The organism is Acinetobacter johnsonii (genome assembly GCF_048551975.1).
Taxonomy (GTDB): Bacteria; Pseudomonadota; Gammaproteobacteria; order Pseudomonadales; family Moraxellaceae; genus Acinetobacter; species Acinetobacter johnsonii_A.
This window is the reverse complement of record NZ_JBIMCF010000005.1, coordinates 17,180-29,482: the sequence shown is the minus strand read 5'-3', so window position 1 is coordinate 29,482 and position 12,303 is coordinate 17,180. Positions and strand designations below refer to the sequence as shown.

The 12,303-nt window shown below is 41.6% G+C and carries 10 protein-coding genes; all 10 read right to left on the bottom strand.

Going from position 1 to position 12,303, the window contains the following annotated elements; all coding sequences use genetic code 11:
* Nucleotides 1-68: 68 nt before the first annotated feature.
* Entirely contained in the window at nucleotides 69-2,075 is a 2,007-nt protein-coding gene (locus ACG9ZB_RS06065) for an esterase/lipase family protein (RefSeq protein ID WP_419324844.1), read from the bottom strand.
* Nucleotides 2,076-2,208: 133 nt separating this feature from the next.
* Nucleotides 2,209-3,111 (bottom strand): ABUW_2363 family tetratricopeptide repeat lipoprotein, encoded by a 903-nt coding sequence (locus ACG9ZB_RS06060; RefSeq protein WP_419324842.1) that lies wholly within the window; start codon nucleotides 3,109-3,111, stop codon nucleotides 2,209-2,211.
* A 123-nt stretch (nucleotides 3,112-3,234) separates the two neighbouring features.
* Nucleotides 3,235-4,044, bottom strand: a complete 810-nt coding sequence (gene cysE / locus ACG9ZB_RS06055) for a serine O-acetyltransferase (RefSeq protein WP_419324840.1) — start codon at nucleotides 4,042-4,044, stop codon at nucleotides 3,235-3,237.
* A complete protein-coding gene (locus ACG9ZB_RS06050) occupies nucleotides 4,037-4,885 on the bottom strand; it encodes an RNA methyltransferase (protein ID WP_279737154.1) in 849 nt (282 codons plus the stop codon). The genes cysE and ACG9ZB_RS06050 overlap by 8 nt, the downstream gene beginning before the upstream one ends.
* 32 nt (nucleotides 4,886-4,917) lie before the next feature.
* The gene (dnaE, locus tag ACG9ZB_RS06045; RefSeq protein ID WP_419324838.1) at nucleotides 4,918-8,487 is read right to left on the bottom strand and encodes a DNA polymerase III subunit alpha; all 3,570 of its coding nucleotides are present in this window, start codon (nucleotides 8,485-8,487) and stop codon (nucleotides 4,918-4,920) included.
* 187 nt (nucleotides 8,488-8,674) lie between these two features.
* Nucleotides 8,675-8,932, bottom strand: a complete 258-nt coding sequence (locus ACG9ZB_RS06040; protein ID WP_419324836.1) for a hypothetical protein — start codon at nucleotides 8,930-8,932, stop codon at nucleotides 8,675-8,677.
* Nucleotides 8,929-9,213: a hypothetical protein gene (locus tag ACG9ZB_RS06035; RefSeq protein WP_419324834.1), complete on the bottom strand. Its 285-nt coding sequence runs from the start codon at nucleotides 9,211-9,213 to the stop codon at nucleotides 8,929-8,931. The genes ACG9ZB_RS06040 and ACG9ZB_RS06035 overlap by 4 nt, the downstream gene beginning before the upstream one ends.
* A gap of 113 nt (nucleotides 9,214-9,326) precedes the next feature.
* Entirely contained in the window at nucleotides 9,327-10,022 is a 696-nt protein-coding gene (locus ACG9ZB_RS06030) for a methionine ABC transporter permease (RefSeq protein WP_004696373.1), read from the bottom strand.
* Complete coding sequence (locus ACG9ZB_RS06025) at nucleotides 10,019-11,044, bottom strand: methionine ABC transporter ATP-binding protein (protein WP_419324832.1); 1,026 nt, start codon at nucleotides 11,042-11,044, stop codon at nucleotides 10,019-10,021. The genes ACG9ZB_RS06030 and ACG9ZB_RS06025 overlap by 4 nt, the downstream gene beginning before the upstream one ends.
* Before the next feature lie 73 nt (nucleotides 11,045-11,117).
* Complete coding sequence (locus ACG9ZB_RS06020) at nucleotides 11,118-11,990, bottom strand: MetQ/NlpA family ABC transporter substrate-binding protein (RefSeq protein ID WP_004696377.1); 873 nt, start codon at nucleotides 11,988-11,990, stop codon at nucleotides 11,118-11,120.
* Nucleotides 11,991-12,303: the final 313 nt, after the last annotated feature.

Here is a 12,303-nt window from a genome sequence, read left to right as displayed (position 1 = left end):
TATTGCTGTAGGCGTTAGGTGTAAAGCAAAAATAAAAAAGCCTAAACATCTGTTTAGGCTTTTTAAGTTTAAGGCTTATACAGACCGAGTTCAGTCAGGTGTAACCGCAGGATACGACGTAACTCAAGAACGGCTTCAGGGGTTTCTTGAATAGAGTGCCCACCTTTAATAATTTTCTCCGACAATGCACCATCTAGATGGGCACTCGTATAAGGCACAACATCGTCTGTAATGATATTGAGGTCATCACTTTTGGTCGCATTACCCATGATGCTGTGGAATTTCATGCCTTTGTATGGAACGACATTTTTAGTTAACCGAGTAAAGTTAGAATTCTTGCTGAGATCACTTGGCCCATTTTGAATAAGCCCATTATCTAAATCTTTAATAAATTCTTGTAGGTCAGGGTCACTACTTTGTATAACATCGGTCAGTGCCCCCAAAAATGCACCTGGTAGACGAATGACTTTACGCGCCGCGAGGGTAAACCAGCGGTCAGCAAACTCTGTCCCACGATGTGGCGCTGCTAAGAAAATGGCCCGACTGAAATTTGGAATCGGTTGAATGTCGAGGCGCGATTTAAACAGAGGATCATTTTTAAATTGTTGCACACGTCGATTGGGTAGCAGTTTCATTGCCGCAGGGGTTAAGTCAGCATCGCTCACTAAAAGCCGCGCAATAATGCCGCCCATACTATGACCCACTAGTACGGCATCCTTTTTGGCAGGTGCTTTGCTGTCGACCAAATTAAAACTTTGTTGAATGATTGCATAGATTTGGAAACGACTTTCTAAAATTGGCATATTGGTCGAGTAGAACACTTGCCAGACTTGATAGTGCTCACGTAGCACGGGGTCGCCCATGACATCATTCGTCAAACGAATCCATGCCTCTGGACTACTGGCTAGTCCGTGAACGAGCACCACTACTTTTTTATTTGGGTTGTACGGCTCAAGCATGTATAGGTGCGGCATGGTGAGGCGTGCATCACGATCAATCAGTGATAAATACGCGGCTTTACCTAAATTGTTTTGTGCCAACCATAAGCCATAAGGTGCAGAAAAGTTTGCAGCAAGAGGGTAACTTTTGCCTGCAATTTTCGCAGATTCAAACTTGTAGGGATCATAAGCTGAGATTTCAAACTCAGGGGTGTTTAAGATTTCATCGATACTAGATGCAGAGCGTGGCTGTGCGGTAATAGTCGCTGCTAAATAACGGGCATTGTGAATGTTAGGATTACGACCATTGGTGTACTGATAATGCAGTGGATCGACAATATATTTGGCTTTTTCAGGTGAGGTATCGTTATGCTCAGGTGGGAGAACAATCAGAAACTCTGAACCAAAACCATCGCGACGCGTGATAGAGCGGAGGCCTGAAAAGTTCATATTGTAAGTTGACATTAGTTGTTCAACTTGACGGTTTTTTAAAAGTGGGTAGTTATCGTAATTAATGCGGTAAATACTTTGTCCCACTTTGATTTGATTACCGACTTCAGATGGTTCATGGCGTAGTCCATAACTATGTACAAGTTTAGCGATAGCTTGGTTATAAAAGTCACGCAGTTGGACTTGTCGGTTATCAAAAATACGATCTTGGGGACCACGTTTGGTGTTAAACATGTAGGCATAACTATAGCGAATACTTTTATCCAACATGCCGAGTTGCTGATCTAGGCAGCTTTGGTAGTTTTGTTTTTGTAGCGCTTTTTTTTCTTCGGACTGAGTCTTGGTTAAAATACTCACTTTACAGGTAGATGATTTTTCTAAGGAAATTGCTTTAGCGAGATACAGTTCGCTGGCAGTAGAGAGGAGCTGTTCATCCTGAATTTGTGGAATTTGTCTGAGTTCGCTGACACATTCTTCAGGTTGCTCTGAACAGATTTTGGCTTCTCGACCTGTCATGGACAACACGTTTAGACTCGCTTCACTGAGCTTATCTCGCGTTAAAATACTCTCACGCTCATTGGTAATCGTGACGTTCAGTGATTGATTTTTCACACTGACCACTTGGCAACCACTCAAGAGCGAAAATAGAGCGGTTACTATCAAGGTGCTACGGATGTATTTAGGCATATAAAGCATCGACTACCGTTTATTCTTTTGAATTTTTTAAATCATACGATAATTTTCTGATTTATCAATTCGCCTAAAATAAAAATAGACCGAAAATTTGGTCTATTTTTTAGGTACATCATAAATAATGGAATTATTTTGCAGTATTTAGAACTTGCCAAACATTCCAACGACCTTGTTTTTCAATTTCATTAATCAAGCGATCCGCAATTTCGGCTTCTTGTGGATATTTCAGCTTGTAGTTTTTCAAGGTTTGCACCGCATTTTTCTTTTGTTCCATCGCGATGTAGTTATTTGCGGTCGATAAATAGGCTTCTTGAACACCAGATTTCATTGCTTTATCGAGGTATGGCATTGCTTCGCGTTGACCACCACCTTCAGACAAAGCAAAACCGAACCAGAAGTTTGCTTCAGGGTCTTCTTGGTTAATTTTTAAAATACGCTGTGCATAAGCCAAAGACTTGGTGGTATAGACTGAACCAAGGTCTAAATTACGTGCCATAACGCTAGCTTTGAACGCACGGATCAGTACATCAAATGAAGCATTGTCTTTCGATGCTAACGTATCAAGCTGTTGTGTGACTTCTTTTAGTTTTAACTCAAAACCTTTACGTTCTTGGCGTTCTGTAAAACGTGGTGGGTAGTGACGGGCTTTGCCTTCAACCAACTGTAAGAAGTCATCAATTTCAGTAATGTCGACTTCATTGTCGCCTGCCAGTACGGCAAACTTTAATTGACGGTCTTTGCTGTTTATGGTTGGAATAATCAGTTTATTGGTGTCTAAAACCATTTTTTTAGATGGATCGTCAGAGCGAGTCACTTCCATTTTTGTTACAGGCTGAGCCGCTGCTTTTTTTAAGTTAATTTCAAATGGAGGTGGCGCATCATAATTAAATGGATTGAGTGCATAAAATGGTGCAGTTAATTCAGGCTCTGTAAAAACGATGGTATCGTTGTTATTCTTCGTTGGGTTTGAGCTACACGCTGTTAAAAACGAGACAGCAAGAACAGCAACCGCTAAGGGTTTAAGCATCATAAGGTTCTTCCATTCATTATTTTAAGAAGTGGTATAAAAAGCATGTTCGTCAGTCTAAAAAAACTCTGATGAACATGCAAGGTTTGCTATAGGCAGGTTTTCAAAAACTAACACTTTTCATGTTTAGTCGTTAGATGGCAGGCTTTGAGCTTCACATTCGCGGCGTACATCTTCCAAAATTTTCAATTCTTCAGCACTAAAGGGTTGTTCATTTTGTTGTTGCTTTTTAAAAGTTGGATCAAGTAAAGACAAACGTTGGCAAAGGGTATTCATCCGTTTTTCATTCAATTGAATGCGGTCAAGTAGAACACGCATACCTTCAAGAATTGGATCAGACTGGTCTTGCGTTGCAGCATAAGGTTGGAAACCAATACTTTCTGCATAATCGCGACGACGTGTTTCTGCTTCATCTTTCGGTTTATCTTTAGAAATAAAGCGTGCAGGGTTGCCAACTGCGGTGGTGTCGGCTGGTACAGCTTTGGTGACGACTGCATTTGAGCCGACTTTAGCATTTTTAGCGACAGTAAAAGGGCCTAAAATTTTAGCACCAGCACCAACTACCACGCCGTCTTCTAAGGTCGGGTGACGTTTGCCTTTATTCCATGTGGTTCCACCTAAAGTGACACCGTGATATAGGGTCACATCGTCACCAATTTCAGCGGTTTCACCAATCACGACGCCCATGCCATGGTCAATAAAAAAACGACGGCCAATTTTAGCACCCGGGTGAATTTCAATCCCTGTTGCAAAACGGCTAAAAGAAGACAATAAACGTGCTGAGCCTTTACATTCTTTTTTCCATAACTCATGCGCCATACGGTGCATGATCAAGGCATGAATGCCTGGATATGTGGCTAGAACTTCTAAAGTGTTTCGTGCGGCAGGATCGCGCGCGAATACAGCTTGTATATCTTCTTTGAGCTGTTTAAGCATTAGATTGATCCTCTGTTTGATCCGTATTTGACTTTTTCCATGTGCCATTATTTAAAGCTTGTACTCGACTAAAAATACCACGAAGTAAATGATATTCCATACGATCTAATTGTATACGTCCAAAAAGACGACGCAAGCGTAAAGGCAGTAATCGAGGATTTTTGGGGTCTAAAAATTCAATCTCGGCCAACATTTTTTCAATGTGCGGGTAGAACTGTTCCATTTGCTCATGGGTGACTAAAGGCTCATCCCATTGCATAGACTCAGTATCTGTGACAGGCATGGTTGCAGCTTCATCTTCAGCACTTTCTACAGCAGCAAGAGTTGCCATACGCATTTCATAACAAATCACTTGAATCGCTTGAGCCACATTTAGCACGCCATAGTCTGTATTGACAGGAATGGTGACATGATAGTTAGCCATGGCCAGTTCTTCGTTGGTTAGTCCGCGGTCTTCACGACCAAATACAACAGCAACCTCTTGCTGATCATTCACCACTGCTGAAATTGATTTTTCTGCCGCAGGACGTGCGTCTAGCAAAGGCCAAGGAATGGTACGACTACGCGCACTGGTGCCAAACACTAAATGGCAGTCTTTGATGGCCTCGGCAAGGGTTTCAACGATTTCAATCTGCTCGATTAAATCAGTTGCACCCGCAGCCAAAGCATCGATATCAGGATGTGGATAGGTTTTTGGCGCAACCAAAAACAGTTTTGAGAGTCCCATTGTTTTCATGGCGCGCAGTGCGCTACCAATGTTCGCAGGGAGTGTGGTATTGACCATGACAATACGCACATGGGAGAGATGCGCTGAAACAGCGGCATTGTCAAATTGGCTCATGATTTTTCCAATAAATTTTAAAATTTAAATAATTAAGAGAACTGACCGACTTCAGCTTGATATAAGTCCATGGCATCATCCATGCTCATATCCGCAGGGGGCGGTGGTACATCTACAGGTTTGGCTTCTTCATAGCTCACCGCTTTGGCTGCTTTGGATTTGACTTGATATTCCACATGAAGATTTTCTTTACCAAAATAGTCACGCAGTTTAGAAAGTAGTTCATCCAGCGGTGCCACTTTCCAATTGATCCCTAAGTGCAATTCAGCCGTGGCATACGGGTAGTCCAACAGCAATTGCAGCGGAATGTGATTACACATATCGACATTACAGAAGGGGGCAAGAATATTTTTCAAATCTTGGTTCAGTGTTTTTGTGCTATGTGTTGGGTCGAGACGAATTTGAATACAGTTGGCACGTTTTTGGCGAATTTCATTTAGTGTAAATGCTTTGGTTAAGCGTCCCATTGGACGGTCAAAACCTTCACGCTCGTAAATTTCGCCTTCAATTACCACGACTTTTTCATTTTGAATGATGTCTTTAAAACGCATAAAGCGTTCATGATTCGCAGAGACTTCAATTCGTGAGGTACCATCATCCAACGTCACCATCATTCGGTTTGGGAAGTTAGCTACATCAACCACGAGACCTGCAAAAACCGTAGTGACACCACGGCGGGTTGGGGTAAGTTCATTAATTTTATTCGGAATAAACGCTTTCAACTCAGTGCGATAGACATCAATTGGGTGGCCGGTTAAATACAAACCTAGGGTGTCTTTCTCACCTTTGAGACGGACTTCATCTGACCAAGGTTTAACGGGTTTAGCGGGTTTACGTTGTACTTCTTCAACTTCACCAAACAAGTCCATGATGCCTGTTTCACGATTTGAGCGAGCTTGTTCAGCCGCTTGTACCGCTTCAGGTAATTGCGCCATTAGACTTGAGCGTTCAATGCCGAGACAGTCTAAAGCACCTGATCGAATCAACGCTTCTAAAGTCCGCTTATTAATTTTTTTCAGATCAATACGATGGCAGAAATCAAATAAGTCACGATACGGCCCATCTTGAATACGTGAGTCAATGACTGACTGCATCGCTGCTTCACCCACGCCTTTAATTGCACCGAGCCCATAGACGATCGTTTTGTCGTCCGAAGCATGGAATTGATAGATAGACATATTGACCGAAGGCGGCAATACCTCTATATCGTTGTGTCGACAGTCATCAATCAAGAACACCACGTTATCGGTGTTTTGCATTTCCGATGACATCACCGCTGCTAAGAATTCAGCTGGATAATGCGCTTTGAGCCATGCCGTTTGATAGGCCACTAAGGCGTATGCTGCGGCATGTGATTTGTTAAAGCCATAACCTGCAAACTTTTCCATATAGTCAAAGATATGGTTGGCAGTGGCTTCATCAATATCTTTTTTCGCTGCCCCTTCCGTGAAAATTTGGCGCTGTTTGACCATTTCTTCGGGCTTTTTCTTACCCATTGCACGACGCAGTAGATCCGCACCACCCAAGCTATAGCCCGCACAATACTGCGCTGCCTGCATCACCTGTTCTTGGTAAACCATAATGCCGTAAGTCGGCTCAAGTACACCTTCAAGTAGGGGGTGGAGATATTCAAACTCTCCACCATGCATACGGTGGATAAAGTCAGGAATCAGATCCATCGGACCAGGACGGTAAAGGGATACGAAGGCGATAATTTCTTCAAATTTGCTTGGACGTGCTTCCTTGAGCATTTTTTTCATGCCCACGGATTCAAACTGGAAGACCGCTGTGGTGTTGGCATTAGCAAAGATCAGGTATGCATCTTTGTCATCAAGCGGAATGAACGCAATGTCTAAAGGCACATCTAGCTGAATGCGCTTATTGATATTCTTCACGGCATCTTCAATGACCGTTAAGTTGCGCAGACCCAAGAAGTCGAACTTTACTAGACCTGCAGATTCAACATCGTCTTTATCGTACTGCGCAACACGGCCTGTACCATCTGCATCACACATCACGGCAGAAAAGTCGGTAATTTTAGTCGGGGAAATGACCACGCCACCTGCGTGTTTACCTGTGTTACGGGTAATGCCTTCGAGCTTTAATGCCATTTCCCAAATTTCAGCCGCATCGTCATTGTCTGGGTTGGATGGGTTAGTGACAATGTCTTTAAGCTGTGGCTCTGCTTCAATCGACTCTTCGAGGCTTAAACCTAAAGGTTTGGTCGGAATCATTTTTGAGATTCGGTCTGCCAAACCATAGGATTTACCCAAGACACGTGCCACGTCACGAATGGCACCTTTGGCTGCCATGGTACCGAAAGTGGCAATTTGTGATACTGCATCGCGTCCATAGGTACGCGCCACATAGTCAATGACACGGTCACGACCAGCAATACAGAAATCGACATCGAAGTCGGGCATTGAAACACGTTCTGGGTTTAAGAAGCGTTCAAAAAGTAGCCCGTATGGGAGAGGGTCGAGATCTGTAATTTTTAAGCTGTAGGCAACCAACGAACCTGCACCTGAACCACGGCCTGGACCAACGGGCACGCCATTACCTTTGGACCATTGGATAAAGTCCATGACAATCAAGAAGTAGCCCGGGAAACCCATTTTAAGAATGGTCCCGATTTCATACTCTAAACGATCATCATATTCTTTACGTTTTTCAGGCCAGTATTCATCACGCGTTTCAGGTGGATATAAAAAGTCTAAACGCTCTTCTAAACCTACTTTGGATAAATGTGCAAAGTAGGTGTCGATGGTATGGCCTTCAGGAATAGGGTAGTCTGGCAGGAAGTATTTACCTAATTGCAGAGTGACGTTACAACGTTTGGCAATTTGATAAGTATTTTCAATTGCAGAGGGAATGTCTGCAAATAATTCCGCCATTTTTTGGCCAGATTTAAAATATTGCTCTGGAGAGTAATTTTTTGGTCGGCGGTTATCCCCTAATACATAACCATCGGCAATACAGACCCGTGCTTCGTGTGCTTCAAAGTCCATTTCTTTCATGAAATGCACATCGTTATACGCAACTACACCAATATTGTATTTTTTAGCCAGTTTTAGGGCTTCATAGTTGAAGTCATCTTCACCTGAACGCTCTGTTCGACATAAAGCCAAATAAACACGATTGCCAAATTTTGCAATCCATTCTTCGAGTAAAGGTTCGGCTTTTTGCGGATTCGATGTACAGAGCATTTTGCCGACATCAGATCGCATGCCAAGTAGCGCAATCAGGTCATGGTTTTGTTCTAAAATCCAGTCTTTTGCAACGCAAGGAATATCAAGCTGTTGACCACGGATAAAACCTTCTGAAACTAGTTCGGTTAGATTACGCCAGCCAACATTGCTCATCGCCAATAATGTCACGCGATGTTCAGCATCGTTCAAGCGAACTTCTGAACCCATAATCGGTTTGATACCATTATCTAAGCATTTACCATAAAATTTTACAGCAGCGTGTAAGTTAGATAAGTCAGTAATGGCAAGGGCTGGCATACCTTCTGCCTTAGCAGCTTTGACTAAATCAGGTATACGTACAATTGATTCTGTGATTGAAAATTCTGTATGAATACCAAGATGTACAAAGTGCATAAGTGAGTCCCTGCAAAAACCGCTGAATAGTTTAACATGCTCTGCCTTCATTCTGAGTGCGATTCAAATGAATTGGCAAAATTTAATAGGCCGCAGTGTTTGGACTGTTTATTTTATTGTCAGTAAGTTCTAAACGACTTAGAAAAGTCAATGTTAGTCGCATTGTTTCTTGGCATAAAAGCCTTTATCAGGCCACTGCTTGCTGAAGGGCAAAGTTACTTAACCGTCCATTTTTAAAACCAAAGTTGAGATAAGCCGTGTAGGGTGGGGCAAAGTCTTGGGGTTTTTTCAAAAATGCTTTGATTTCATTGAGCTGCAAGAGCAAAACTTGGGCTTCACCTGATGCTGCCATGCCTTGTGCACTGTATTTAAAGTCTTGTTTAAACTGCTGTAAAGTATAATTTTGTGTGACATGAATATTTTGCACGCGTATGTTTTCGCTCATGCCTTGAGTGCTTTCCAGTCAAGCCAAACACGGGCTTTAGTTTGACTGAGTTGTTTGAAACTCGTTTTGTCTTTATAGAATTCTTCAGCTTGAATCTTGGGATTATCTTCGCTAAAAATCTCAAATTTTAGGGTTTTTGGTTGGGCAGTTGTAATACTGTATTCATAGTTGCCTGTAAATTTTGCATATTGTTTGCTGGTTTTTCCATTCGGAGGAGCGAGTAATTGATTAACTTGATTTGGTGTCACAGATGCATTGAGTTCAACCTGATTCACTTTCACACTGGTGACGTAATTATAGGGATTTGAATCTGCGGCTTTTAAAAATTTAGTTTGCCAGATTATATAAAACTTAGACCTGAAAAAAAGCTCCCAATATTGAGAGCTTAATTTTGTTAACGCAGTTTAGACAGCCAATCCCCAACGGATTGTACAATTTGTACCATGATCAACAGCACAATCACTGTGAGTATTACGACACTAGTATCAAAACGTTGATAACCATAAGAAATAGCAAGGTCGCCAATACCGCCTGCACCCACTGCACCCGCCATCGCGGTTGCACCAATTAAGCTTATGGTGGCTGTGGTTAAGTTCAAAATCAGTGAACTACGTGCTTCAGGTAAAATAAACTTAAAGATGATTTGTAGCGGAGTTGCACCCATTGCTTGTGCAGATTCGATAATGCCTTCATTCACTTCTAGTAATGAAGTTTCCACCAAACGACCAATGTATGGTCCAACATAAATGGTGAGCGGAACAATTGCAGCCCACGTGCCAATCGATGTGCCGACGATGAGTTTGGTCAAAGGTAAAACCGCAATCAGCAAAATAATAAAGGGCAGAGAGCGTAGAGCATTCACAATAGGGTTCAGGCTGTGATAAATCGCTTTGTTCGGCAAAATACCATCAGGACGTGTGACCAATAAAATGATGGCCTGAATAAAGCCCCAAATACAGCCGAACAGCATTGCAAAAAACACCATATGAAATGTTTCTTGCAAAGCAGTAATAAACTGATCAATCGATAAAGAGCTTTTCCAAAAAGGTGCTGTGATTTGAGTTAACCACTGGACAATTAAATCTCTCATGGCAGCTCTCCTGATTGTTCAACAGCCACACCATGTTGTTTTAAAAACTCAACCGCTTCAGCAATCAGGCTTTCATCGCCCAAGAGCTGAACAAACATTTGTCCAATCACATTGCCATCAATTTCAATCATGTTTGCAAACAGGATATTGAGACTAATATCAAACTGTTTAATTAAGTTTTGAATTACGGTTTCGTGTGCAGAGTTACCCAGAAATTGTAAGCGGTAAATACTATGATGATGCTTATGTTCGAGTTTGTTCAGAAGCTTAATAGGTAACTGTTGATGCAAAATCGTTTGAATAAAATTCTGTGTTGTTGCATGTTGTGGGCGACTAAATAAGTCCACCGTTTTCCCAGTTTCAACCACTTTACCGAGTTCCATCACGGCCACATGTGAGCAGATGCTTTGAATCACATCCATTTCATGTGTCACCATGACGATGGTAATGCCTTGCTCTTGATTGATTTTTTTGAGCAAGTCTAAAACTGACTTGGTGGTTTGTGGGTCTAGTGCAGAAGTCGCTTCGTCACAAAGTAATATTTTAGGATGGTTGGCAAGCGCACGTGCAATACCGACACGTTGTTTTTGACCACCCGAGAGCTCATCAGGATAAGCTTCTTTTTTATGTTTGAGGTCAATAAACTCAAGTAACTCATTCAAACGCTTTTCACGTTCAGCTTTGCTATAACCTAAAAGTTTCATGGGCATTTCAATATTGGCTGCAACGGTTTTGGTTTGCAGTAAATTAAAATGCTGGAAAATCATGCCAATATTTGCACGTTCTTGACGTAATGCTTTTGCTTCTAATGCAGTAAAGTCTTTCTGATTGATAATTACTTGGCCTTCGGTTGGACGTTCAAGTAAATTGATCAAACGAATGAGGGTACTTTTACCTGCACCACTATAGCCAATAATGCCAAAAATACTGCCTTCTGGAATGTCCAAATTGATTTGGTCCAGTGCAGGAATGATTTGGCCTTTCAGCTGATAGTGCTTTGAAATGTTTTTAAATTGAATCATATCGTCAAAAACTACACAAAAATGAAAAAACAGGCAAAGAGACTTTGCCTGTTTCGTTGATTTGATTATATTACTATTTAGCTTGAGTAAGGTAGCTTACTGGTTTGTTCACATCAATTTTTGTGCCACCAAAATGCTCTTGAACATATTTGCCTACTGCAGCGACATGGTAAAGCTCACCAACTTTTTTCAGTACAGGGTCGTTTTGACGCGCTTCAGCCACAGCAAGAACGTTGACGTTCATTTTCGTGGTTTGGTCGATTGGCTCATAGTAAATCGCATCTTTCAATACGTTTAGACCACCTTCCATTGCAAGGGTATTACCCAAAACAATTGCATCAACTTCGTCTTTCACACGTACAGCTGTTGCCATTTGAATTGGCTTGATGACGAGAGCTTTGTTGTTTTCAACAATGTCTTTCGAAGTGCCTTTCACGAAGTCAAAGTCATTTTTTAACTTCACTAGACCCGCAGATTGTAATAATAACAATGCACGTGATTCGTTCGCACCATCATTTGGAATTGCAATCGTAGCACCATTTTTAAATTCAGCCAGAGTTTTTACTTTGCTTGAATAGATGCCCATTGGCTCTAGGTAGGTCGTTGAAAGTGGAGCAATCTTCGCTGTGTTCGCTTCGTTATATGCTACAAGGTAAGCATAAGATTGGAATGCATTGACATCGACTTCATTGTTTGCAACAGCAGTGTTCATTGCAACATAGTCAGTGAAGTTTTTAATGTCTAGCTTTAAGCCAGCTGCTTTAGTTTCTGGCAAAGTTGCAATATAGCGCCAAATGTCTGCATCAGACCCAGTCGATGCGATGGTTACTGTTTGCTCAGCTGCTGCAGTATCCGTTTTAGCCGCATCTGCTGCAGGTGCTTCAGGTTTGCTACAACCCGTTAAAACAACAGATAAACCCAGCGCAATTCCTAGAATTTTTTTCATTTTTTCTTCCCGAGTAAGCACCCAAACGAGGCTTAACTTAGCTGAACAATAGAGAGATCGATTGATTTTAAATCAGGTATTCCTGATTTGATGCATATGACTGTAATGTGAGTTTTGCAAGTGTGCAATTCGATATCAGTCGAATATGTACTTTCGCTTTGGAAAAGATTAACTTTTTCAACTCACTAGAAACATCTTTGCTCAATCGTTAAATTTTGCACATCATATCAACAAAGTAATATTCGATATAGAGCATAAAAGTTCAATACTTATCTTATTTAAAGATTAGTAATTTGAATTTTGTTTATAATTT

Bases quoted from the DNA above. Each gene is read 5' to 3' on its own strand.
- ACG9ZB_RS06030 (WP_004696373.1), bottom strand. From the start codon at position 10,022: ATGAGAGATTTAATTGTCCAGTGGTTAACTCAAATCACAGCACCTTTT.
- dnaE (WP_419324838.1), bottom strand. From the start codon at position 8,487: ATGCACTTTGTACATCTTGGTATTCATACAGAATTTTCAATCACAGAA.
- ACG9ZB_RS06020 (WP_004696377.1), bottom strand. From the start codon at position 11,990: ATGAAAAAAATTCTAGGAATTGCGCTGGGTTTATCTGTTGTTTTAACG.
- ACG9ZB_RS06025 (WP_419324832.1), bottom strand. From the start codon at position 11,044: ATGATTCAATTTAAAAACATTTCAAAGCACTATCAGCTGAAAGGCCAA.
- ACG9ZB_RS06065 (WP_419324844.1), bottom strand. From the start codon at position 2,075: ATGCCTAAATACATCCGTAGCACCTTGATAGTAACCGCTCTATTTTCG.
- ACG9ZB_RS06050 (WP_279737154.1), bottom strand. From the start codon at position 4,885: ATGAGCCAATTTGACAATGCCGCTGTTTCAGCGCATCTCTCCCATGTG.
- ACG9ZB_RS06040 (WP_419324836.1), bottom strand. From the start codon at position 8,932: ATGAGCGAAAACATACGCGTGCAAAATATTCATGTCACACAAAATTAT.
- cysE (WP_419324840.1), bottom strand. From the start codon at position 4,044: ATGCTTAAACAGCTCAAAGAAGATATACAAGCTGTATTCGCGCGCGAT.
- ACG9ZB_RS06060 (WP_419324842.1), bottom strand. From the start codon at position 3,111: ATGATGCTTAAACCCTTAGCGGTTGCTGTTCTTGCTGTCTCGTTTTTA.